The following is a 22,580-nucleotide window of genomic DNA, read 5'->3' on the forward strand; positions in this document are numbered from 1 at the left end:
GTTAACTTTTGGTGGTAGTCTGCTCTGAAATCAACTTTAATTCCTTACATTTGCATAAATAAACATTGAATTGTACAGAATATGTCCAAATATCCTCTTTTAGGAATGACTCTTGATGAGTTGCAGTCGGTGGTGAGAGGCCTGGGAATGCCGAAGTTTGCTGCTAAGCAGATTGCATCGTGGCTTTATGATAAAAAGGTAAACTCTATTGATGAGATGACAAATCTGTCATTAAAACACCGCGAAGCACTTGGGGCAGAATATGAAGTAGGAGGAATACCGCCAGTTGAGGCAATGCATTCGGTAGATGGAACTATTAAGTATCTTTTTCAGGTAGGTGAGAAGAACTTTGTAGAGGCAGTCTACATTCCTGATGACGATCGTGCAACACTTTGTGTTTCTTCTCAGGTGGGTTGTAAGATGAATTGTAAGTTTTGTATGACTGGTAAGCAAGGGTTTACTGCCAATCTGACTGCTAATCAGATACTAAATCAGATCAGTTCATTGCCCGAACGGGATAAACTGACTAATGTTGTGTTGATGGGAATGGGAGAGCCCTTGGATAATCTGGATGAAGTGTTAAAGGTGTTGGAGGTATTAACTGCACCCTATGGTTACGGTTGGAGTCCTAAACGAATAACACTTTCTTCTATCGGTTTGCGTAAGGGCTTGCAGCGTTTCATCGAAGAGTGTGATTGTCATTTAGCTATTAGTCTACATTCTCCGGTGCCCTCGCAGCGTTTGGATTTAATGCCGGCAGAGCGTGCTTTTTCTATTACTGAAATTGTAGATTTGTTAAAGAACTATGATTTTAGCAAACAACGCAGACTTTCATTTGAATATATTGTTTTTAAAGGCGTCAACGATTCGCTGATATATGCCAAAGAGCTTGTGAAATTGCTCCGTGGAGTAGATTGCAGAATAAACCTGATTCGTTTTCATGCTATTCCGGGAGTAGATCTGGAAGGAACGGATATGGAGGCGATGGTAACATTCCGTGATTATCTGACTTCACATGGTGTTTTCTCTACGATTCGTGCTTCGCGCGGTGAAGACATTTTTGCAGCTTGTGGTATGTTGTCTACAGCAAAGCGGGAGGGTAATAACAAGAATTAATATAAATTATTAACTTATCCGATGAAAATATACGAACTTATCGTAGTTTTGTAAAAACATTAAAAATGATCAATATGAAGAAGTATCTGTTTTTTATCAGTATGGCTCTTGTGGCATTGACTTTTTCTTCTTGTAACGGCAAGAAGGGTGTGTTTACTCCGACCTCCAGTGGTCGTGCGTATGAGATTCTTGTAGTAGTAGATCATGCCTTGTGGGAGCGTCCTGCGGGAAGAGCCTTGTTTGATGTGCTTGATACGGATGTACCTGGATTGCCACAGTCTGAACGTTCATTCAGGATTATGTATACTTCTCCGAGAGACTATGATTCTACATTAAAATTAATACGCAACATTATTATAGTGGATGTGCGTGATATATATACCAAACCGGCATTTAAGTATGCAAAAGATGTATATGCTGCTCCTCAGCTTATTCTGACTATTCAGGCTCCCAATGAGCAGGAGTTTGAAAAGTTTGTAGAGGAAAACAAACAACAGATTATAGACTTCTTCACACGTGCTGAGATGAATCGTCAGATCTCCCAGCTTCATAATAAACACAATGATTACATCTCTACCAAGGTAGGCAGTAAATTTGATTGTGATATATGGCTTCCTTCTGAATTATCTTCTTCTAAAGAAGGTGAAGATTTTTTCTGGGCATCTACTAATACGGCTACCGGAGATCAGAACTTTGTGATCTATTCTTACCCTTATACTGATAAGGATACGTTTACTAAAGAATATTTTATCCATAAGCGTGACTCTGTGATGAAAGCTAATATTCCGGGAGCTAAAGAAGGCATGTATATGTCTACAGATTCTATAACAGTGGATGTCCGTCCTATCGATGTGCATGGAGATTACACCATGGAAGCCCGTGGACTTTGGCGTATGAAGGGCGACTTTATGGGTGGTCCGTTTGTGTCTCATACCCGTTTGGACAAAACTAATCAGCGCATTGTAACAGCAGAAGTATTTGTATATTCACCTAATAAATTAAAACGTAATCTGGTACGTATGCTCGAAGCATCATTGTATACATTGAAACTTCCTACAGAAAAGACCCAGGGAGAGATTCCGCTGGGTGTGGCCAGAGAAGAACAAACTAATAAATAACGACACATGGAAGATAGTAAAATAAGGGTTGGTATTACGCAAGGAGATATCAATGGCGTAGGCTATGAAGTGATATTGAAAACTTTTGCCGATCCTGTTATGCTGGAGTTGTGTACTCCGATTATTTACGGTTCCCCTAAGGTGGCAGCTTATCATCGTAAATCATTGGATTTACCTACTAACTTTAGTATTGTTAATTCTGCTTCTGAGGCAGTTTTCAATCGTTTGAGTGTAGTAAACTGTACGGATGACGAAGTGAAAGTGGAATTCTCTAAACCGGATCCGGAAGCAGGAAAAGCTGCACTTGGTGCTTTAGAGAAGGCTATTGAAGAATTTAGAGAAGGATTGATTGACGTCATCGTGACGGCTCCGATCAATAAACATACCATTCAGTCGGAAGGATTTTCATTTCCCGGACATACCGAATATATTGAGGAGAGACTGGGTGATGGAAGTAAATCACTGATGATTCTGATGAAGGACGATTTTCGGGTGGCACTGGTAACAGGGCATATCCCCGTACGTGATATTGCTTCAACCATTACTAAAGAACTTATTCAGGAGAAAATTGCTATTTTTAATCGCTCCCTGAAACAGGATTTTGGTATTGGTGCACCGCGTATTGCTGTGCTGGCTTTGAATCCTCATGCAGGAGACGAGGGATTACTTGGTACCGAAGAGCAAGAGATCATTATCCCGGCAATTCAGGAAATGGCTGCTAAAGGAATACTTTGCTACGGTCCTTATCCGGCTGACGGATTTATGGGATCGGGTAACTTTACTCATTTTGATGGTGTGCTGGCTATGTATCATGACCAGGGATTGGCACCATTCAAGGCCTTGGCTATGGATGAAGGGGTAAATTATACGGCCGGACTTCAGGTAGTACGTACTTCGCCGGCTCATGGAACAGCATATGATATTGCCGGAAAAGGGCTGGCTTGTGAAGACTCTTTCCGTCAGGCTATCTATGTGGCAATAGATGTGTTCCGCAACCGCCTGCGTGATAAAGAAGCTCATGCCAATCCGTTGAGAAAACAATATTACGAGAAACGTGACGACAGTGATAAGTTGAAGCTTGACACTGTGGATGATGATGTATAAACAAAAACACAAGAAGGAATTTATAGTGCAATTATGACGAAAGCGGAAATTCAACAAGTAAAACTTAGGTTCGGTATTATTGGTAATACAGAGGCTTTGTCGCGCGCCATTGATGTTGCCATCCAAGTTGCACCCACTGACTTATCCGTATTGATAACCGGAGAAAGTGGTGTGGGAAAGGAGAGCTTTCCGCAGATTATTCATCAGTATAGCCGTCGCAAACATGGGCAATACATTGCAGTAAACTGTGGTGCTATCCCTGAGGGCACAATTGATTCTGAATTGTTCGGGCATGAAAAAGGAGCTTTTACGGGAGCTATTGGCGAACGAAAGGGATACTTTGGCGAAGCTGATGGTGGAACAATATTTCTGGATGAAGTAGGGGAGTTGCCTTTACCCACTCAAGCTCGTTTGCTTCGGGTGCTTGAGAGTGGGGAGTTTATCAAGGTGGGTTCATCAAAAGTACAGAAGACGGATGTACGTATTGTTGCTGCTACTAATGTCAATCTGACACAAGCTATTGCAGACGGACGTTTTCGCGAAGATCTGTACTATCGTCTCAATACGGTTCCTATTCAGATACCTCCTTTGCGTGAACGTGGTGAAGATGTGTTGTTATTATTCCGTAAGTTTGCCAGTGACTTTGCCGAGAAGTATCGTATGCCTGCTATTCAGCTGACAGAAGATGCCAAACAGGTGTTACTTGCCTATCCATGGCCGGGAAATGTGCGCCAGCTGAAGAATATAACAGAACAGATTTCGATTATAGAAACCAATCGTGAGATTAATGCAGCTATTTTGCAAACATATCTCCCGGCTCAAAACACGCAACGTCTGCCGGCTTTGTTCGGTATAAAGGATAATAAGGGGTTTGAGAGTGAACGTGAGATTCTTTATTCAGTTTTGTTTGATATGAGACAGGAAGTATCTGAATTGAAGAAGATGGTTCATAATTTGATGGCAGAGAAAGGAAGTGTGCCCATTGTGACACCTACACCACCTTCCACAATGCCTACAATCATTCATACGGTGAAGGCTCCCTGTCCGGTAGATGATGATATACAAGACACGGAAGAGTATGTGGAAGAGTCTCTTTCTTTGGATGAAGTGGAGAAAGAAATGATACGTAAAGCCCTCGAAAAACATCATGGGAAGAGGAAAAGTGCAGCTCAGGATTTGAATATTTCGGAACGCACCCTCTACAGAAAAATAAAAGAATATGGATTGGAATAAAAAAATACCACAATGGATGTTATTACTGGCTTTGCCGGTAATACTTCTGGCGTGTACAGTCTCTTATAAGTTTAATGGGGCGTCTATTAATTATGATAAAGTAAAGACAATCTCAATTGCTGATTTTCCTATAAAATCTGCTTATGTTTATCAGCCTTTGGCAAATAAGTTTAATGACGATTTAAAAGATATTTTTACTCGTCAGACTCGTTTGCAATTGGTGAGAAATGCCAATGCTGATTTGCAGATTGAAGGAGAAATAACAGGTATAAATGTGTATAATGAAGCTGTTTCGGCTGATGGGTTCTCTTCAAAAGCAAAAGTAACTGTTACAGTTAATGTGCGTTTTGTAAATAATACCAATCATGCAGAAGATTTCGAACAGCAATTTTCGGCTTTCCGTTCCGACCTCGATCCGAATTCATTATTGCCTAATATACCGGATGCAACGATTGCTGAAATAACGAAAGAGATAACTGATCAGATATTTAATGCGACAGTGGCAAATTGGTAATTTGAATGACTTCTGCTAACCTTCAACAATGGATTCAGCACCCCGAGATGCTGAATAAGGATACGTTGTATGAGCTTCGGACGATGCTTACACGCTATCCTTATTTTCAAACGCTGCGGTTACTATATTTAAAGAATTTGTATTTATTACACGACATTACATTTGGGGCCGAATTACGTAAAGCAACTCTTTATGTGGCCGACCGACGCTCACTTTTCTACCTCATAGAAGGAGATAAGTATATATTGCAATCCCGTAAAAAGAAAACAACCTCTGTAGATGAATTACCGGAAATAGAGCCGAATCTTGATCGTACTTTAGCGTTGATTGATGCTTTTTTGTCTACTATACCGGAAGAAGTTACTTCTCAGACCAGCCTGGATTATACGACGGACTATACAGCTTATTTACTACAGGATGATGGTGTTTCTACTGATGATGAAACCGAAGCACCCAAACTTCGTGGTTTTGAACTGATTGATGGGTTTATTGAAAAAAGTGAGAGTGAACCGGCTCTTAAGTTACAACCTTTGCCAGATGGAAATTTATCAGGAGAAGAATCTCCGGAACAATCTTCTTCTGAAGAATTGAGTACCGAAGAAGGAGAGGATGATGATAGCTGTTTCACAGAAACATTGGCTAAAATCTATGTTAAACAGCAAAGATATTCCAAAGCTCTTGAAATTATTAAAAAATTAAGTTTGAAATATCCAAAAAAAAATGCTTACTTTGCAGATCAAATAAGATTTTTAGAAAAACTGATTATTAACGCTAAATCAAAATAACAAAAAATGTACTTATTATTCGTAATCTTAATGGTCATTGCAGCCATATTGATGTGCTTTATTGTACTGATTCAAAATTCTAAAGGTGGTGGTCTTGCATCCGGCTTCTCATCATCCAATGCAATAATGGGCGTTCGCAAAACTACAGATTTTTTGGAAAAAGCTACTTGGGGATTGGCAGCATTCATGGTTATAATGAGTATTGCTACAGCTTATGTTGTCCCTACCAATGCATCCAGAGGACAGGATGTAATTTTGGAACAAGCTCAGCAAGAAGAAAAAACAAATCCGTATAACCTGCCTTCGGGTACAGCTGCACCTGCTACTGAAGCACCTGCTGCAGAAACACCGACTGCACCTGCAACAGAAACTCCTGTGGCAGAATAATTACAGATGGAAAGTTAAAGAAAAGAGAAGAGGCTATAAATCCAGGGGATTTGTAGCCTTTTTTTATTAATAAGATAGAACTATGACGGAACAATTAAAAAAGAAATTGAATGACTCTGTGGTTACCCGTTGGGGAGCATTAGCCATTGTTGCCTTTACTATGATGGCAGCCTATTATGTGAATGATGTAATGGCGCCATTGAAAAACATGTTGGAATCAGATTTGGCATGGACCAGTACGGAGTTTGGCTTTTTCACGGGAGCATACAGCTTCCTGAATGTGTTTTTGCTGATGCTGATTTGGGGAGGCTTGATTCTGGATCGTTTTGGTATTCGTTTCACCGGAAAGTTGGCAGCTATCCTGATGGTAGTAGGTACGGGATTGGAATACTATGCAATTACAGTTTTGGCTGGAGATGAATCACTTATATTTGGATATAAAACCGGGGTATTTGTTGCTTCTGCCGGTTACTCTATTTTTGGAGTGGGAGCTGAAGTAGCCGGTATTACTGTTTCTAAAATTATAGCTAAATGGTTTCGTGGGAAAGAGATGGCCACTGCTATGGGGGTACAGGTTGCTTTGGCACGTATCGGTTCCCAGGCTGCTTATTCTGTAGCTATACCTTTGGCGCGTAATTTTAGTATTGATACTCCTCTGTTGATTGGTTTTGTATTACTTGTAGGAGGGTTAATAGCCTTTTTTGCCTTCTCTGTGATGGATAAAAAGCTGGATAAGCAGGTAGAGGCTTCTACTGAAGATGGAGGTGAAGATAAATTCTCTTTTAAAGATGTAAAACACATTCTTACCAATCCGGGATTTTGGCTGATTGCATTGTTGTGCGTGCTGTTCTATTCCTGCGTTTTTCCATTCCAGAAGTTTGCATCCGAACTGATGGTTGGTAAATATGGAATTGATGAAAACGTGGCTGGTTCTATTGTGGGACTACCTGCTTTGGGAGCATTGATACTGACTCCGGTATTTGGTGGTTTGGTTGATAAACGTGGAAAAGCTGCTTCTATTATGATGTTGGGTGCGGCCATGTTGATTTGTGTGCATTTTATCTATGCAATTCCCAGCATTGATAATTGGCTTATAGCAATTGGTTTGATGATAATTCTGGGTATTGCTTTTTCTCTGGTACCTTCGGCTATGTGGCCTTCGGTGGCGAAGATATTTCCTGTAAATCAGTTAGGAACAGCGTATGCTCTTATTTTCTTTATACAGAATATAGGTCTGTGGGGTATTCCTACTCTTATTGGTTGGGTACTTGATACCTATTGTGTGGTGGGGACGAGTGGAAATGCTAACGAGTATGACTATACAATCCCGATGTGTATTTTTACAGGTTTAGCCATTCTATCTTTGTTTGTCGCTTTCTTGTTAAAGGTAGTTGATAAAAAGAAGGGATATGGTTTGGAATTACCCAATATAAAGAAATAAATGTATGGCTGCGAAAGAAAAGATCAACTTGTTGGAGGTTATTCCCTTCCGCAGTGCACACATTACAACCAAAAAGGAAAGCGATGGCACTATTGTCATCGCTTTTCCCCGGTTTAAGTATGAATGGATGCAACGTTTTTTACTACCCAAAGGAATGTCCTCTGATATTCATGTACATCTTGAAGAACATGGTACTGCCGTGTGGGAGCAAATAGATGGCAAAAGTACGATACGTGAGATAATAGAAAAACTCGCAGACCACTTCAACCATGAAGAGAACTACGAGTCTCGTATACTTGCTTATTTTTCCCAGTTACAAAAAGATGGATTTGTCAAACTGACAATCAACGAATAAAAATAGCCCATAATATAACGGCACATGCCAATAGAACCCCGATGATAATGAGAGTCCCGAACACAAAGTAACGGTCATCGGCTTCTTTCTTTTCTTTGGATTGCCGGATGATACGTCCCATTTCTTCAGGAGTCGTGTCGGGTAGGGGGTAGGGTGCTTTCGTTTGTAAGCGTTTCATCCTCTCGTTGGTTCGCGCTCTGCGTAAGTTGGCAGAGTCTCTGCCTTCTTTCAATCGACGGATCATGTCGAGCATATGTCCTTCACCACCCATATTATAAGTTATTTAGAGAATGAATAATAGTCGTTTATTTTCCTTCTTCCCTGTCAACTTTAACCAGACCACCGGTAACCGGATTGAATGTTACTTTAATCGTTGAGTTTTTGTTGAATAATGCAGGGGCCAGATATTCTACTGTTCCGAATTGAGTGACAGGCACTTCATCTTCAAATAACACATCTTTTCCTTGAGTCAGTAAAATAGAAGCTTTGCCTGGTACGTTGTAGGCCACACCGTCTACCTTTTTCTTACCGTCGTCCTGTGGAATATTAACTGTCTTCAGATTTTTCAAAGTAATATAAACCGGTTCGCCTGCAAGATCATTGTTGGCTACCACACCCAGTTTCTTTGAGAATCGGAAAGCTACTTCATTATTCATCTCCTTTGCGGGGTTCAGGCGAATCGTGTATATTTTCTCTTCTCTATTGTATGTACCAGAGAACATTTCTGTCATCGCACGTTCCTGCTCTTCCAGATTGTCAAGCATCAGTTTGAGTTGCGCTCCGTCTTTGGGCATGTTGTCTGCTTGTCCGCGTACCAGCGCATTTTTACTTTCACGGATGTTGTAGATTTCTTTTGCCACGAGTTCAGCCATTTTAGCTGTTGAACTGGCCATTAAGATTTCTTCTGTAAGAAAATCTCTTGGATTGACCTTTTTCTGTGCAGGCACAATTGTCTTGGCAGGCAGAGTCTTTTTCCCTTCGATAGGTACATTGATTGATTTGATAATTCCGTCCTCCGTCAGTTCAATTAACGGAGCTACGGTTTTATCTTTCATCTTTACGAAATATACATTCTCTTTATCGGGTACACCTACCGGTTTTACTTTTACGCTTGTTAATTCCCAATATTCTTTCGGGTCGACAGATATGTTGTTTAGTCGCAGATAGCGATCTGCATATTTGCCAAATTCTCCCGGTGTATATGTTATTTTATTGACTTTGACTTCGATCTCTATCTGTGTTTTGGGGAGTGCATAGGTTACTCCATAATCTTTGCCTCGCATTACACCAGTCACAACATCTGTCTGAGCAGATATCATAGTAGTGGCAGCCAGCAGTCCTGTCAATATGATTAGTTTTTTCATTTCTGTCTATTTTTAACTGGTTTAGAAAACAAAGTTAATGAACTTATTCGGAAATTCATAAGTTCTTAACCTTTATTCGCTTACAAGTCTCCATGCCATAGGCAGATTGTTGACGATATCTCCTGCTGTAAGCCCAATTGTACCTAACTTTTTACGAGCAAAGTCGCCGGCGAGCCCATGAACGAATGTTCCGGTCTTGGCAGCTTCTTCTGCCGTATACCCTTGAGCGAGTAATGCCAGAATAATACCTGTCAGCACATCTCCGCTTCCGGCAGTAGCCATCCCCGGATTACCGGTGGGATTAAAGAAGCATTTTCCGGTTGGAGTGATGATAGCAGAATAGGCACCTTTTAATACAATATGTACTTTGGCGGTACGGGCAAGCTCTATTGCTTTGGTCAGGCGTTCATAAGAATCCTGGCATTTACCTACCAGGCGTTCCAATTCTTTGGGATGGGGAGTAAGGATTGAACCTTTGGGCAGGTTGGTCAGTGCATGGCGGTGATTAGCCAATATGTTCAATGCATCCGCATCTACTACCAGAGGAGTCTGGCAGCCGTTCAATTGTTCCAGCAGTGCAGCTTCTGTTTCTTCGTTTCGTCCCAATCCCGGTCCTACGCCTACTGCCTGATAGTCATCCGTATCTGTTGGTATGGCAAAACAAGTTTCACTGGCGTCTTGTTCTACTATTGCTTCGGGAACTGCTGTCTGCAAAATGCTATTGTTGCAGATAGGAGCATGCACAGTGAGCAAACCTACTCCTGAGCGTAAACATGCACGAGCCGATAGTATCGATGCTCCTGCCATTCCGCGTGAACCAGCTATCAAGAGTGCATGCCCAAAGTTTCCTTTGTGTGAAAATCTCTTCCGGGGTTTGATAATAGTACGTATGTCTTCCACTTCCAACATTTCATAGTTGGTATCTAACTCCTCGATGCCTTCCTGGCTCAGGTTGATGTCGAGCAACTCCCACTCTCCGATGAACTCTGCATTTTCAGCAAAAAGAAAAGCAAGTTTTGGCAGTTGCAGGCTGAAGGTAACATCGGCCCGGATGATGTTGGCCCGGACATTAAATGTATTCTCTTCTCCCATTAGTCCCGAAGGAATATCAATGGATGCTACAGTAGCAGGCGAAGAGTTAATGTATTTGACTACTGCTGCAAACCCTCCGCTAAGAGGCTTGTTCAATCCGGAACCAAATAAACCGTCGATAACCAGATGTTCATCCGTCAGGGTCGGTGGAGCGAATTGTGTACTTACTTCGTGGAAGGTTATTTCGTCCATCATCTCTACCAATTCTTTATTGGCTTGGCAGTCGGGTGAAAGTTCTCCTTTGGTGTTGAAAAGGAAAACTTCTACTTTGTATCCTTTTTCTGCCATCATACGGGCTACGGCAAGAGCGTCTCCTCCATTGTTACCAGGTCCGGCAAATACAGTAACCGGGGTTTCGCTATCCCAACGATTAGTGATAGCTTCTGTTAGTGCATTGGCTGCACGCTCCATCAGTTGGATTGACTGAATGGGTTCATGCTCAATGGTATAAGCATCCAGCTTCTTGATAGTGTTACTTGGAAATATTTTCATGATTTGTTTCTTTAGTTTTCTGACTCGCAAAGATAGTAATTATTTGTCCGATTAAAACTTGTTTTAATATGAATCCTTTGCTCCTTTCGGCTACTTAAGTAACCGCAAAGATTTCATACAATACTTTTTTATAGTTGTTTCAATGCTTTGAGAAAAAATTCTCAATACGTTGAGAAACTTTTCTCAATAGGTTGAGAATTTATTCTCAATAGGTTGAAACAAAATTCTCATAGCAATGAAACAGGATGAAACACATTGTTTCTTTTACCTTTAGTTACATATTCTTTACGGAATAAAAGTACTTTTTCGTACCTTTGCATCCCATAAACTACTAAACAATCTACTTATGGGAGCATTACAAGGGCATCCAAAGGGCCTTTACTTAATCTTTGCAACAAGCACAGCAGAACGTTTCAGCTACTACGGTATGCGTGCTATCTTTATTCTTTTTTTAACTCAGGCTCTACTTTTTGATACCGAAGCAGCAGCATCCATTTATGGTAGCTATACCGGATTAGTATATTTGACTCCGTTGATTGGCGGATATATAGCCGATAAATACTGGGGGATACGCCGTTCTGTTTTTTGGGGTGCTGTGATGATGGGGGTAGGACAGTTAATGATGTTCTTGAGTGCCTCTATGCTCGATAAAGCGGAACTGTCACATTGGTTAATGTATGGTGGCCTGACCTTTCTTATATTAGGAAATGGTTCATTTAAACCTACTGTATCGTCATTGGTAGGACAACTTTATAAACCGGGAGATAAGCGCCTTGATGCAGGCTATACCATTTTCTATATGGGAGTGAATGTGGGCTCCTTTATTGCTCCTTTGGTTTGTGGCTATTTTGGAGACACCGGTAATCCGGAAGATTTTAAATGGGGATTTCTGATTGCTGCGTGTATGATTGTATTTACTATCCTTTTATTTGAAACGCAGAAGAATAAGTATCTGATATCTCCTGACGGTGAGCCGTTAGGCATAATCCCGGATGCGAAGAAGGAGAAAAAGACAGATAAAATAGTTCATCCGCAACTGAGCCGGAGCCAGAAAAGGCGGAATATTCTTCTATTAATGGTTCTTACACTGGTGTTGGGCAGTCTCTTTTATCTCTGGTTTGGCGACGAATGGGTCAGTATCGGTATATTTACCGCTTGCATCGTGTTTCCTATCACCATTTTACTGGATGGTTCATTAACAAAGATCGAACGTAGCCGTATTTTTGTAATTTACATTGTAGCATTCTTCGTCATCTTCTTTTGGGCTGCCTATGAACAGGCTGGTGCTTCCTTAACTCTTTTTGCTGCCGATCAGACAAATCGTGATATCTTAGGTTGGGAGATGCCGGCTTCCTGGTTTCAGTCTTTCAATCCGTTTTTTGTGGTAATACTTGCCTATATCATGCCGGGTGTCTGGGCTTTTCTCAACAAACGGAATATGGAGCCTTCTTCACCTACCAAGCAAGCTATTGGGTTGTTACTTTTATCTTTGGGATACCTCTTTATTTGCTTTGGAGTGAAAGATGCCCAACCGGGTGTGAAAGTGAGTATCATCTGGCTGACAGGACTTTATTTTATTCATACAATGGGTGAGATAGCTTTGTCGCCCATTGGTTTGTCGATGGTAAATAAACTGACTCCGATTCGGTTTGCTTCCCTGATGATGGGTATCTGGTATCTTTCTACTGCCACTGCCAATAAATTTGCCGGGATACTTGCCGGGCTTTACCCCGAGGCAGGTAAAGTAAAAACACTCTTTGGATATCAGATTGCAAATATGTACGACTTCTTTATGGTGTTCGTCATTATGTCGGGTATTGCGTCCCTTATTCTGTTCCTTCTCTCGAAGAAATTGCAAAAGATGATGCATGGAGTGGAATAAAAATTGTATTTTTGCATCCAACTTTTTTAAATAATCGGTTATGGACACCATTCAGATAAAAGATAAACTATTTACTGTTTCCATTAAAGAACAGGATATTCAAAAAGAAGTGATTCGTGTTGCGAACGAAATTAACCGGGACTTGGCAGGTAAGAACCCTTTGTTCCTCAGTGTGCTGAACGGTTCGTTCATGTTTACCGCCGATCTGTTGAAACATATCACTATCCCTTGTGAAATTTCTTTCGTGAAACTGGCTTCTTATCAGGGAATCACTTCAACGGGAGTTATCAAAGAAGTGATTGGTCTGAACGAAGACATTGCCGGCCGCACGGTGGTTATCGTAGAAGATATTGTAGATACAGGTTTTACGATGCAGCGTCTGCTCGAGACATTGGGTACCCGAAATCCGGAGGCTATACATATTGCTTCTCTGCTGGTGAAGCCCGACAAACTGAAAGTGGATTTGAATATCGAATATGTAGCAATGGAAATACCGAACGACTTTATCGTTGGTTACGGACTCGATTATGATGGTTTCGGACGAAACTATCCGGATATTTATACTGTGGTAGACTAAATTCAAATACAAACTAATTTATAGGTAAAAAAGATGTTGAACATTGTAATTTTCGGTGCTCCCGGTTCAGGAAAGGGAACACAGAGTGAACGTATTGTAGAAAAGTATGGTATTAATCACATCTCTACCGGAGATGTTTTGCGTGCAGAAATAAAGAATGGTACAGAGTTGGGCAAGACTGCTAAAAGTTATATTGATCAGGGACAACTGATTCCCGATGCACTGATGGTAGACATTCTGGCCAGCGTTTTTGATAGTTTTCAGGATAGTAAGGGAGTTATTTTTGATGGTTTCCCAAGAACTATTCCGCAAGCAGAAGCGTTGAAAGTAATGTTGAAAGAACGTGGACAGGATATTTCTGTAATGCTTGACCTGGATGTTCCCGAAGATGAGTTGATGACTCGCCTTATCAAACGCGGAAAGGATTCGGGACGTGCCGATGACAACGAAGAAACAATCAAAAAACGTCTTGTAGTATATAATACTCAGACTTCACCCCTGAAAGAATTCTATAAAGGTGAGGGAAAATACCAACACATCAATGGGCTTGGCTCAATGGATGGTATCTTTGAGGAAATATGTAAGGCGGTAGATACATTATAAATAATTAGAGTAGTTAAGTAGTGAGTAGTAAGTAGTTAAGTAGGAATGCTGGCGCAATCATTTGAAGATCTTTTAGTATGGCAAAAAGCTCATAAATATGTTTTAAATATTTATCGGGTGACTAAAGGCTTTCCTAAAGAAGAGATGTTCGGATTGGTTAATCAAATGCGACGTGCCTCTGCTTCTATTACTGCTAACATTGCAGAAGGATTTGTAAGAGTAGGGCAGAAAGATAAATTACACTTTTACAACATATCACAAGGCTCATTGGAGGAAACAAGAAACTTCGTTATTCTTTCCAAAGACCTGGGATATATTTCAGAAGAAGATAAAACAGTGCTCCTGGGGTTGGCTTCTGAAGTGAGTAGAATGCTGAATGCTTATTGCCAAGGTCTGCTGAAATATTACTAAATCCATCTTCTACTTACTACTAAACTACTAAATTCTAACTACTAAATATTATGGCTGAATCGAATTTTGTTGATTACGTAAAGATATACTGTCGCTCAGGTAAGGGCGGAAGAGGCTCTACGCACATGAGGCGCGAGAAATATGTTCCTAACGGTGGTCCTGATGGGGGCGATGGCGGAAGAGGAGGCCATGTTATTTTGCGAGGTAACCGTAACTACTGGACGCTGCTCCATCTGAAGTATGACCGTCATGCGATGGCTACTCATGGAGAATCCGGCAGTAAAAACAAGAGTTTTGGTAAGGACGGTGTAGACAAAATAATTGAAGTGCCTTGTGGAACAGTAGTATACAATGCTGAAACAGGAGAGTATATCTGTGATGTGACCGAACATGGACAGGAAGTTATCTTGTTGAAAGGTGGACGTGGTGGACAAGGAAACTGGCATTTCAGAACAGCTACCCGACAGGCACCACGCTTTGCACAACCCGGTGAGCCGATGCAGGAAATGACGGTAATTATGGAGTTGAAACTTTTGGCTGATGTAGGGTTAGTGGGTTTCCCAAATGCCGGTAAGTCTACACTATTGTCTGCCGTTTCTGCTGCTAAACCCAAAATAGCCGACTATCCGTTTACTACACTGGAACCCAATTTAGGCATTGTTTCTTATCGCGACGGGAAATCGTTCGTGATGGCCGATATCCCCGGAATTATTGAAGGTGCCAGTGAAGGTAAGGGACTTGGATTGAGATTCCTGCGTCATATTGAGCGCAACTCTCTTTTGTTGTTCATGGTTCCGGCAGATAGTGATGATATCCGTAAGGAATATGAAATACTGCTGAATGAACTGAGTACTTTTAATCCGGAAATGCTTGATAAGCAGCGTGTACTCGCTATCACAAAAAGTGATATGCTCGATCAGGAGTTGATGGATGAGATAGAACCTACGTTGCCTCAGGGTATTCCGCATTTGTTTATTTCTTCTGTTTCCGGTTTGGGAATTTCAGCATTGAAAGATATCCTGTGGGAAGAGTTGAATAAAGAAAGCAATAAGATAGAAGCTATTGTACATCGTCCTAAGGATGTAAGTCGCTTGCAGGAAGAACTCAAAGCTATGGGAGAGGATGAAGATCTCGAATATGAGTATGAGGACGGCGATGATGACGATGATCTGGATTATGAATACGAAGAAGAGGATTGGGAAGAGAAATGATTTCACTTACAAAAGATAAAAGAATGTTGGGATATGCATCATTGGATGTGTATTCCGACATTTTTCATTTTGTAACCACCCGTATAGGCGGGTGCAGTGAGGGGACATATGCTACATTCAATTGCTCGCCTTTTGCCGGTGACGAGAGGGTATGCGTCCGCCGGAATCAGGAGATCTTGTTTGAAGCAATGCCGGAGAAGCCTCGTGAATTGATTATCCCCCACCAAACACATGGAACGAAGAGTCTGGTAGTGGATGAAACCTTTCTTACCCTTTCTGAAGAAGATAGGTGTACGCGTCTGGAAGGTATTGATGCCCTGATAACTCGTGAGGAAGGCTGTTGTATTTGCGTCTCTACGGCAGATTGTGTTCCTGTATTGCTATACGACAGGCAGCACCAGGTGGTAGCTGCCGTTCATGCCGGATGGCGGGGGACGGTGAATTTTATCGTTGGTCATACACTGGAACAGATGCGGACGGTTTATGGAACGGAAGGTTCGGAGGTTGTGGCCTGTATCGGTCCTGGCATTTCGTTGGAATCCTTTGAAGTCGGTGATGAGGTATATGATACCTTCCGTTTGAATGGTTTTGATATGTCACGTATCTCTTATCGTAAGACGGAGACGGGAAAATATCATATCGATCTGTGGGAGGCCAACCGCCAGCAATTGCTTGACTTTGGTGTTCCCGGTTGCCAGATCGAAGTATCGGGTATTTGTACTTATATTCATCATGATGAATTTTTTTCGGCACGAAGGCTGGGGATTGCCTCAGGACGTATTTTGTCAGGAATAATGAAGAGAGTGACGGAGCCATGATAGGTTAGAGTGAGAAAGTTATAAAGTGGTAGGTTATAGAGTGATAAGGTTATAGAGTTATGTTTTTAGCTTTTATAGTCCTCCTATCTATGAATTTATGACCCTAACTTTATAATCCCCATTTCCTCCATAACCCTATAACCCTATAACTTTATAACCCTCATAACCTTATAACTTTTTTATGATAACAGTATCTAAAGAAATAAAAGAAGCATGTCCCGGTTTTGCGGGAGTAGCAGTCTATGCAGAGGTCAAAAACACAGTTTACTGTGAAGGACTTTGGGAGGAGATAAATGCTTTTACTGAAGAGTTGACTTCGACTACACGGATGGAAGATATTAAGTTGCAGCCGGCTATTGCTGCTACTCGTGAGGCATATAAGCGTTGTGGTAAAGATCCGGGACGTTACCGTCCTTCGGCTGAGGCTTTGCGCAGACGTTTAATGCGTGGTATTCCATTGTATCAGATAGATACGCTGGTTGATTTGATTAATTTAGTGTCGCTTCGTACCGGCTATTCCATTGGTGGTTTTGATGCCGATAAGATAAAAGGATCAATATTGGAACTGGGAATCGGAAAAGCAGATGAGCCTTTTGAAGGTATTGGCAGAGGTGTGCTGAATATTGAAGGATTGCCCGTATACAGGGATGAAATAGGAGGTATAGGTACGCCTACCAGTGATAATGAACGAACAAAGATGGGATTGGATACGACTCATATTCTTGCAATAGTCAATGGATATAGTGGTGCAGACGGATTGGCTGAAGCGGCTGATATGATACAGGAGTTATTAAAAAAATATGCTGGTTGTGATAGTGCGCAACTATTTTTCTTTGAATAATTATCGAAAGTATGGAAAGCACATTGATTTGGCTATTATGTACTCTTTTTTCTATAGTAAATAATGTAGATTTACCCGAGAAACCACACTTTTCAAGTATGGAGATCAATCATATCCGGGTAGCGACACCGGGATTGTTTACTAAGGATAAGAATCTCTTGTTGCATTTAGACACTCTGACAGAGAATGAATACGCTTTTCCATTGCCTGGTGCAAAGGTTATTTCTCCGTATGGAACTCGGAGAGGACATAGCGGAGCGGACTTAAAAACGTGTGCCGGCGATACGATACGTGCTGCTTTTAGCGGAGTTGTGCGAATGTCAAAACCTTATGCTGCTTATGGAAATGTAGTGGTGATTCGCCATTCGAACGGACTTGAGACCATTTATAGTCATAATGTAAAGAATTTGGTGCAGAGTGGAGACTGGGTATTAGCCGGGCAACCAGTGGCTTTGACCGGACGCACAGGACGGGCTACAACAGAGCATTTGCATTTTGAAACCCGAATTAACGGACAACATTTTAATCCGGATCTCATTTTTAATTTGAAAGAAGGTACTTTACGTAAGGAGTGCGTTCAATGTGTAAAAAAAGGAAATGGAGTAACGGTGAAAGCAATAGCAATAAAGTAATGAATATCTATCTTGAGCTGTTCTTTTATAGAAGTGTATGTCAAGAAAGCCTGACAGTTTTATCATTAATAAGGAATTTCTAAAACGCAGATTAACACAGATTATCGCAAAACTTAGATTTTAAGTGCGATAATCTGTGTTAATCTGCGTTTTAATGACAGGGCAATATACCGTTGTTAGTTTATTTATTCTCAGCAAACTGAATACATACAGGTTTGCTCATCTTTATATTCTTACCGGTATTTTTAAGTAATCCGCTTACTGTGTCTCTTTCGAAAACCTGGATCATATTACTATCCCGGCAGGCTACCAACAAGAACTTTCCGTTAGGAGTTATATTAAAATGGCGTGGATGAAGGCCTGTTAGCTGATAACCAACTTTAGCCAGTGTGCCTTTTTCCGGATTCACTTCAAAGATGGCAATTCCATCCTCTTTCAGTCTGTTGCTCGCATATAAATACTTACCGTCCGGGCTCAGGTGGATATCTGCACTACCTCTTGCCTGTATGGTATCCGCTACAATTGTTTGTATTTCATTCAGCCTCCCGTCCGAATAAGTGAAAGCAATTACTTTTCCGGACAACTCGTTTATTAAATAAGCATACTTTCCGTCTTTACTGAATATCAGGTGTCTTGGACCAGATCCGGGCTGAATGTTTACAGTCTCGGCCAAAGGTCGTGGCAACTCCTCTTTTGAATGTACCGCGTAACGTAATATACGATCGGCACTGAAGTCAGTTGCAAAAATATAATTACCATCCGGAGAGAAGAGCGTACAATGAATATGTGGAGTAGCCTGCCTGTCCGGGTCCGGTCCTGAAGCCGTACCTTGAAACAGCGTATCAACTGATTCTAGAGAACCATCATACCGGATAGGGAAAACAGACATTGTGCCGCCGCTGTAGTTGGCGGTAAGCACTTTTTTCCCATCGGTAGCTACGTAGCATGGATCTTCTCCTTTTGTTCTTTGTTTGTTCAAAAGAGTCAATGTACCCTTCTTCTTGTCAAAGGCAAAAGCGTTGATAGCAGCTGTCGAATCGTTTTCTTCGCTGACAGCGTATACAAATCGATTGTCGGGTGAGAGAGTAAGATAGGAGGGGTTTGATACTTCTATTTCACTAAGTGGAGTTGCCACGCCGCTTTCTTCATTGAAACGAAATGTATAAATGCCTTTACTGCTACCTGATGTATAAGTACCCACCAGCATAGTCAATTCATGTTCTGCCCGTTGTTGAGATGCATTGCGGGTAGTACAGGCGGATGACAGCATGCTGGCGGCACACAGGCCGATAACCAATCTGAACATAGTTTATTTCTTTTTCAACTGTTCCAGTTTCACTTCTGAGATACCCACACGGTCGCTGCCCAGTACGATACGCAGATCGCTTGCAGTGGTTCCTTTGAAACGGAAAGGAAGCAGTTTGTTATACTCTTTTACAGTGCCTGAGTATACGGTAAGGAATTGTCCTCCGCCACCCGAGAGTTGAATTTCAAATTCGGCTGGTAGTCCGTTGGCGCGGCTGAAGGCTATGGAAACTCCGTCTACTTTGGCTCCGTTCTCAAGAGCAAAGGTAATATAATCTCCTTTATTTCCTTCCCAGACAGTGGATAAATTATTATCAAGTACATTATTTTTCATTTCTCCGTTAGTGCTGGCACTGACAGGGTTGGCTGTTTTTGTTTGTCCTGTCTCTATGGCACCATACTCTTTTACAGTCAAGATATCACTTAACCGGATATCTTCCGAAGAAGCACCCAGCATGATGCTGAAGTCTCCCGGTTCTACTACCCAATCGTTTTTGGCGTTGAGAAGTTCCAGTGCTTTACGGTCGAGAGTGAATGATACTTCTTTCGTTTCGCCCGGTTGCAGATGAATACGTTCAAATCCTTCAAGATTTTTTTCGTAGGTAGTGACGCTACTCAGGATATCGCGTACATAAAGTTGCACCACTTCATCTCCGGCACGTTTTCCGGTATTGGTTATTTTACAACGCACTTGCACTTTTTGGTTGGGAGTAATAACTTTGGGAGAAATACTGATATCCGAATATTCAAATGTAGTATAACTCAGCCCATGCCCAAATGGATAAAGGGCACCATTCACACGCGACATATTACCTTTCGGACCGGGATTCTTACCACCGTCAATTTGGGAAGAAGGTTTGCAGGGAAAGTTAAAGGGGATCTGGCCTACACTTTTCGGAAAAGTGACTGTAAGCTTCCCCCCCGGATTATAGTCACCAAACAGTACGTCGGCTACTGCCGTTCCTCCTTTCGATCCCGGATACCAGGCTTCTATAATAGCAGGTACAAATTTATCTGCCCAGTTTACAGAGAGCGGACGTCCGTTGATAAGTACCAGTACAACTGGTTTGCCTGTAGCCTGTACTGCTTTCAGCAGGTCAAGCTGACGTCCCGGAAGATCAAGACTGCTGCGGGATTTATTTTCTCCGCAGGTCCGTTGTCCGCCACCCAGTACCACTACTGCTACATCTGCCTCTTTGGCTTGTGCCACTGCTTTGTCTATTTCGTTCTGTTCATCGTTTGTCAACGGATAGTCAATGATTTCCGACTCCGGCCAGTTGGCATCTACCAATTCACAACCTTTGGTGTAGAGCACCTCGGCTTTTCCGTCTACTTTCTGACGGATACCACTGAGCACGGTAGTCACATCCACTGCTAATGGTCCGTAATGAGTCAGTGCATAGGCTGTTTCGTCTGCATTGGGACCACAGACAGCTATCTTCCTGATAGAAGCTACATCCAATGGAAGTGCGTTCTTGTCATTTTTTAGTAGTACAATCGATTCGCGGGATGCCTGCAAAGCTACGATTTCATTTTCTTCTTTCTCTACTTCTTCATCTGCTCCTTTCAAATCTGTCTGATAGGGAGTATCAAAAAGTCCGACGAGAAATTTTACCCGTAGAATATCACGTACACGGTCATTGATAATCTCTTCACTTAGTCCGCCTTCTTGTACCAGTTCCCGTAAAGGAAGTACGTATGAATCTGGTGAACGGAAGGTACAACGCACGTTCAGTCCCGCTTCAACGCTCTGGCGAACGGCCTCTTTCATATCTTTGGCAGTACCGTGTTTTGTATAGAGGTATTCTACTGCATCACTGTCGGAAACTACATATCCGCGGAAACCCATTTGTCCACGCAAGCGCGTCATCAGCCAGTAGTAGCTACTTTGGACAGGGAGCCCGTCATAGTCGTTATACGAACTCATCACACCCAGCAATCCAGATTCCTGAATAACCCGTTTGAAGGGATAAACGTGTATCATTTCTACTTCGCGCGGAGACATTTGTGGATCTACTCGTGCCATGCCTTCACGGGCACCCTTGTTGTTGCTGTAAGCGATAAAGTGCTTTCCCGTAGCAGCTACCTGATAGTTGTGTTGCATGCCTTTTACCATTTCGATGCCCAGTTCGGCTACGAGATAGGGCGATTCTCCATATACCTCTTCATAGCGTCCCCAACGCTGGTCACGTCCTACATCGAGTATGGGAGCGTATACATTGGTGTATCCCAGCATGCGTGCTTCCCGGCCGGTGATGAGTCCTACCTGATGGATGAGTTTACGGTTCCAGGTATGTCCTAATCCCAATTGGGTAGGAAAATTGGTTGCCTTGTAACTTTCTACTCCACGAATTCCCTCATTGGTGAAATCTACGGGAATACCCAATCGGGTTTCTTCGATAAAGAAACGTTGTACTTCATTTAAAGCCCAGGCATGACGCGAAGCAGGCCATACGTTCTCATTATCCGAGGGGGGTAAGCCCCATTGCTGGAATCCATTGAGATGCTCGTCGATAGCTCCCATACCATCTTTCCACAACATTTGTTTCCATTCGGGAGTGGGTAATGCATCTTTCAGTACCCGTTTGTATCCATAGAGGGTCACCATTTGGCAGGTTTTCTCGTTCAGGTTCATCTGACTGAGTAAGTCTTCAATACGTGCATCGATGGGAGCAGTGGGATCTTCGTATACATCTTTGATGCCGTTTTTATTGAAATCTATCCAGCCTTTTTTATACATTTCGGTTTTTACCGGTTTATATACGGCAGGTAACTTCATTGTTTTTTGTGCCGAAAGTATCGGAGTACTTCCTAAGAGCAGAGTCGCAATGATAAGTTTTTTCATGGTATGTAGTTTTATTAATAATACTCTGAGGGTCAAAGATAGTGTATCTTTATGATAAGGAAGGGATAAAATAGTCCGAAAACATACACTAATTGTTGTTTTTTTAGATATAGGAACCGATAAACTTCCTGTGTAAAGCTTGTGAAGAAACATGTTCTTATTCTAAAATAAATTCAAAGCAGAAATGAAGTAGATTAACTTTTATCTCGAATTCAGGGGGAAGTTGATGACTCTGAGATTCAGTTGCTTTTTAGAATGTCATAAAGTCTTTTTGGAGCAGAAGGTATGGATTTAGATCGTATAATTGAGAGAGAACTATTGGTTGTTTGTGTGAATGCTCTGCCGGAGATGTTAGTGTGTGAGAGTGAGCGTGTTTGGAAAATGAAGGGGTATCGGATAACAGAATATCTGCAACAAAGAGCCTGGAGTACCATTCTTGCTCTTTGTTGCAGAT

22 protein-coding genes are annotated in these 22,580 nt (G+C 41.8%); 17 read left to right on the top strand and 5 right to left on the bottom strand.

The window, feature by feature from the left end; translation table 11 throughout:
* The first annotated feature begins 81 nt into the window (after positions 1 to 81).
* The 9 genes from rlmN (at position 82) to K8P02_RS02265 (ending at position 8,053) form a co-directional block, all read left to right on the top strand.
* Positions 82 to 1,116 carry a 23S rRNA (adenine(2503)-C(2))-methyltransferase RlmN gene (gene rlmN, locus K8P02_RS02225; RefSeq protein ID WP_025867396.1) on the top strand — a complete coding sequence of 345 codons (1,035 nt, stop codon included), beginning with the start codon at positions 82 to 84 and terminating at the stop codon, positions 1,114 to 1,116.
* Between the two features lie 74 nt (positions 1,117 to 1,190).
* A complete protein-coding gene (locus tag K8P02_RS02230; RefSeq protein ID WP_007484459.1) occupies positions 1,191 to 2,234 on the top strand; it encodes a DUF4837 family protein in 1,044 nt (347 codons plus the stop codon).
* Between the two features lie 6 nt (positions 2,235 to 2,240).
* Entirely contained in the window at positions 2,241 to 3,338 is a 1,098-nt protein-coding gene (pdxA, locus tag K8P02_RS02235; protein ID WP_007484460.1) for a 4-hydroxythreonine-4-phosphate dehydrogenase PdxA, read from the top strand.
* Between the two features lie 33 nt (positions 3,339 to 3,371).
* Positions 3,372 to 4,571 carry a sigma-54 interaction domain-containing protein gene (locus K8P02_RS02240; protein WP_002559646.1) on the top strand — a complete coding sequence of 400 codons (1,200 nt, stop codon included), beginning with the start codon at positions 3,372 to 3,374 and terminating at the stop codon, positions 4,569 to 4,571.
* On the top strand, positions 4,558 to 5,085 hold the full coding sequence (locus K8P02_RS02245; protein WP_025867397.1) for an LptE family protein: 528 nt from the start codon (positions 4,558 to 4,560) through the stop codon (positions 5,083 to 5,085). The genes K8P02_RS02240 and K8P02_RS02245 overlap by 14 nt, the downstream gene beginning before the upstream one ends.
* Positions 5,086 to 5,090: 5 nt before the next feature.
* A complete protein-coding gene (locus tag K8P02_RS02250; RefSeq protein ID WP_195348436.1) occupies positions 5,091 to 5,870 on the top strand; it encodes a tetratricopeptide repeat protein in 780 nt (259 codons plus the stop codon).
* Between the two features lie 6 nt (positions 5,871 to 5,876).
* Positions 5,877 to 6,257 carry a preprotein translocase subunit SecG gene (gene secG, locus K8P02_RS02255; protein WP_007484465.1) on the top strand — a complete coding sequence of 127 codons (381 nt, stop codon included), beginning with the start codon at positions 5,877 to 5,879 and terminating at the stop codon, positions 6,255 to 6,257.
* 82 nt (positions 6,258 to 6,339) lie between these two features.
* A complete protein-coding gene (locus K8P02_RS02260) occupies positions 6,340 to 7,698 on the top strand; it encodes an MFS transporter (RefSeq protein ID WP_223381929.1) in 1,359 nt (452 codons plus the stop codon).
* A gap of 4 nt (positions 7,699 to 7,702) precedes the next feature.
* Positions 7,703 to 8,053: a PqqD family protein gene (locus tag K8P02_RS02265; protein ID WP_002559651.1), complete on the top strand. Its 351-nt coding sequence runs from the start codon at positions 7,703 to 7,705 to the stop codon at positions 8,051 to 8,053.
* Here the strand turns inward: K8P02_RS02265 and K8P02_RS02270 are convergent.
* The 3 genes from K8P02_RS02270 to K8P02_RS02280 form a co-directional block, all read right to left on the bottom strand.
* Positions 8,043 to 8,324 (bottom strand): hypothetical protein, encoded by a 282-nt coding sequence (locus K8P02_RS02270; RefSeq protein WP_002559652.1) that lies wholly within the window; start codon positions 8,322 to 8,324, stop codon positions 8,043 to 8,045. The two genes, K8P02_RS02265 and K8P02_RS02270, sit on opposite strands and share 11 nt — an antisense overlap.
* Positions 8,325 to 8,358: 34 nt before the next feature.
* On the bottom strand, positions 8,359 to 9,417 hold the full coding sequence (locus K8P02_RS02275) for a DUF4831 family protein (protein WP_025867398.1): 1,059 nt from the start codon (positions 9,415 to 9,417) through the stop codon (positions 8,359 to 8,361).
* A 72-nt stretch (positions 9,418 to 9,489) separates the two neighbouring features.
* Positions 9,490 to 11,001, bottom strand: a complete 1,512-nt coding sequence (locus K8P02_RS02280; RefSeq protein WP_025867399.1) for a bifunctional ADP-dependent NAD(P)H-hydrate dehydratase/NAD(P)H-hydrate epimerase — start codon at positions 10,999 to 11,001, stop codon at positions 9,490 to 9,492.
* Between the two features lie 346 nt (positions 11,002 to 11,347).
* On the opposite strand from K8P02_RS02280, the gene K8P02_RS02285 reads away from it, so the two are divergent.
* The 8 genes from K8P02_RS02285 to K8P02_RS02320 all read left to right on the top strand — a co-directional run bounded on the left by K8P02_RS02285 (position 11,348) and on the right by K8P02_RS02320 (position 17,976).
* The gene (locus K8P02_RS02285) at positions 11,348 to 12,883 is read left to right on the top strand and encodes a peptide MFS transporter (RefSeq protein WP_025867400.1); all 1,536 of its coding nucleotides are present in this window, start codon (positions 11,348 to 11,350) and stop codon (positions 12,881 to 12,883) included.
* A 40-nt stretch (positions 12,884 to 12,923) separates the two neighbouring features.
* Positions 12,924 to 13,460: a hypoxanthine phosphoribosyltransferase gene (gene hpt, locus K8P02_RS02290; protein ID WP_002559656.1), complete on the top strand. Its 537-nt coding sequence runs from the start codon at positions 12,924 to 12,926 to the stop codon at positions 13,458 to 13,460.
* 33 nt (positions 13,461 to 13,493) lie between these two features.
* The gene (locus K8P02_RS02295) at positions 13,494 to 14,063 is read left to right on the top strand and encodes an adenylate kinase (protein ID WP_007484470.1); all 570 of its coding nucleotides are present in this window, start codon (positions 13,494 to 13,496) and stop codon (positions 14,061 to 14,063) included.
* 45 nt (positions 14,064 to 14,108) lie between these two features.
* Entirely contained in the window at positions 14,109 to 14,474 is a 366-nt protein-coding gene (locus tag K8P02_RS02300; RefSeq protein ID WP_007484472.1) for a four helix bundle protein, read from the top strand.
* 50 nt (positions 14,475 to 14,524) lie between these two features.
* Positions 14,525 to 15,685, top strand: a complete 1,161-nt coding sequence (gene obgE, locus K8P02_RS02305) for a GTPase ObgE (RefSeq protein WP_002559659.1) — start codon at positions 14,525 to 14,527, stop codon at positions 15,683 to 15,685.
* Positions 15,682 to 16,503, top strand: a complete 822-nt coding sequence (gene pgeF / locus K8P02_RS02310) for a peptidoglycan editing factor PgeF (protein WP_007484473.1) — start codon at positions 15,682 to 15,684, stop codon at positions 16,501 to 16,503. The genes obgE and pgeF overlap by 4 nt, the downstream gene beginning before the upstream one ends.
* Positions 16,504 to 16,684: 181 nt before the next feature.
* The gene (locus K8P02_RS02315) at positions 16,685 to 17,344 is read left to right on the top strand and encodes a B3/B4 domain-containing protein (RefSeq protein ID WP_025867402.1); all 660 of its coding nucleotides are present in this window, start codon (positions 16,685 to 16,687) and stop codon (positions 17,342 to 17,344) included.
* Between the two features lie 11 nt (positions 17,345 to 17,355).
* Complete coding sequence (locus K8P02_RS02320; RefSeq protein WP_025867403.1) at positions 17,356 to 17,976, top strand: M23 family metallopeptidase; 621 nt, start codon at positions 17,356 to 17,358, stop codon at positions 17,974 to 17,976.
* 181 nt (positions 17,977 to 18,157) lie between these two features.
* Here the strand turns inward: K8P02_RS02320 and K8P02_RS02325 are convergent, their stop codons facing one another.
* Positions 18,158 to 19,282, bottom strand: coding sequence for a lactonase family protein (locus K8P02_RS02325; RefSeq protein WP_025867404.1), 1,125 nt, complete (start codon positions 19,280 to 19,282; stop codon positions 18,158 to 18,160).
* Positions 19,283 to 19,285: 3 nt separating this feature from the next.
* Positions 19,286 to 22,126: a beta-glucosidase gene (locus K8P02_RS02330; RefSeq protein WP_025867405.1), complete on the bottom strand. Its 2,841-nt coding sequence runs from the start codon at positions 22,124 to 22,126 to the stop codon at positions 19,286 to 19,288.
* Positions 22,127 to 22,580: the final 454 nt, after the last annotated feature.

Source organism: Bacteroides nordii (assembly GCF_019930665.1).
GTDB lineage: Bacteria > Bacteroidota > Bacteroidia > Bacteroidales > Bacteroidaceae > Bacteroides > Bacteroides nordii.

Excerpts from the sequence above, each read along its gene's own strand:
- hpt (WP_002559656.1), top strand. The coding sequence starts at position 12,924 with ATGGACACCATTCAGATAAAAGATAAACTATTTACTGTTTCCATTAAA.
- K8P02_RS02280 (WP_025867399.1), bottom strand. The coding sequence starts at position 11,001 with ATGAAAATATTTCCAAGTAACACTATCAAGAAGCTGGATGCTTATACC.
- K8P02_RS02285 (WP_025867400.1), top strand. The coding sequence starts at position 11,348 with ATGGGAGCATTACAAGGGCATCCAAAGGGCCTTTACTTAATCTTTGCA.
- K8P02_RS02245 (WP_025867397.1), top strand. The coding sequence starts at position 4,558 with ATGGATTGGAATAAAAAAATACCACAATGGATGTTATTACTGGCTTTG.
- secG (WP_007484465.1), top strand. The coding sequence starts at position 5,877 with ATGTACTTATTATTCGTAATCTTAATGGTCATTGCAGCCATATTGATG.
- K8P02_RS02275 (WP_025867398.1), bottom strand. The coding sequence starts at position 9,417 with ATGAAAAAACTAATCATATTGACAGGACTGCTGGCTGCCACTACTATG.
- K8P02_RS02330 (WP_025867405.1), bottom strand. The coding sequence starts at position 22,126 with ATGAAAAAACTTATCATTGCGACTCTGCTCTTAGGAAGTACTCCGATA.
- K8P02_RS02315 (WP_025867402.1), top strand. The coding sequence starts at position 16,685 with ATGATAACAGTATCTAAAGAAATAAAAGAAGCATGTCCCGGTTTTGCG.
- K8P02_RS02325 (WP_025867404.1), bottom strand. The coding sequence starts at position 19,282 with ATGTTCAGATTGGTTATCGGCCTGTGTGCCGCCAGCATGCTGTCATCC.
- pdxA (WP_007484460.1), top strand. The coding sequence starts at position 2,241 with ATGGAAGATAGTAAAATAAGGGTTGGTATTACGCAAGGAGATATCAAT.
- K8P02_RS02270 (WP_002559652.1), bottom strand. The coding sequence starts at position 8,324 with ATGGGTGGTGAAGGACATATGCTCGACATGATCCGTCGATTGAAAGAA.
- pgeF (WP_007484473.1), top strand. The coding sequence starts at position 15,682 with ATGATTTCACTTACAAAAGATAAAAGAATGTTGGGATATGCATCATTG.
- K8P02_RS02260 (WP_223381929.1), top strand. The coding sequence starts at position 6,340 with ATGACGGAACAATTAAAAAAGAAATTGAATGACTCTGTGGTTACCCGT.
- K8P02_RS02250 (WP_195348436.1), top strand. The coding sequence starts at position 5,091 with ATGACTTCTGCTAACCTTCAACAATGGATTCAGCACCCCGAGATGCTG.
- K8P02_RS02320 (WP_025867403.1), top strand. The coding sequence starts at position 17,356 with ATGGAAAGCACATTGATTTGGCTATTATGTACTCTTTTTTCTATAGTA.
- rlmN (WP_025867396.1), top strand. The coding sequence starts at position 82 with ATGTCCAAATATCCTCTTTTAGGAATGACTCTTGATGAGTTGCAGTCG.
- K8P02_RS02230 (WP_007484459.1), top strand. The coding sequence starts at position 1,191 with ATGAAGAAGTATCTGTTTTTTATCAGTATGGCTCTTGTGGCATTGACT.
- K8P02_RS02300 (WP_007484472.1), top strand. The coding sequence starts at position 14,109 with ATGCTGGCGCAATCATTTGAAGATCTTTTAGTATGGCAAAAAGCTCAT.
- K8P02_RS02265 (WP_002559651.1), top strand. The coding sequence starts at position 7,703 with ATGGCTGCGAAAGAAAAGATCAACTTGTTGGAGGTTATTCCCTTCCGC.
- K8P02_RS02240 (WP_002559646.1), top strand. The coding sequence starts at position 3,372 with ATGACGAAAGCGGAAATTCAACAAGTAAAACTTAGGTTCGGTATTATT.
- K8P02_RS02295 (WP_007484470.1), top strand. The coding sequence starts at position 13,494 with ATGTTGAACATTGTAATTTTCGGTGCTCCCGGTTCAGGAAAGGGAACA.
- obgE (WP_002559659.1), top strand. The coding sequence starts at position 14,525 with ATGGCTGAATCGAATTTTGTTGATTACGTAAAGATATACTGTCGCTCA.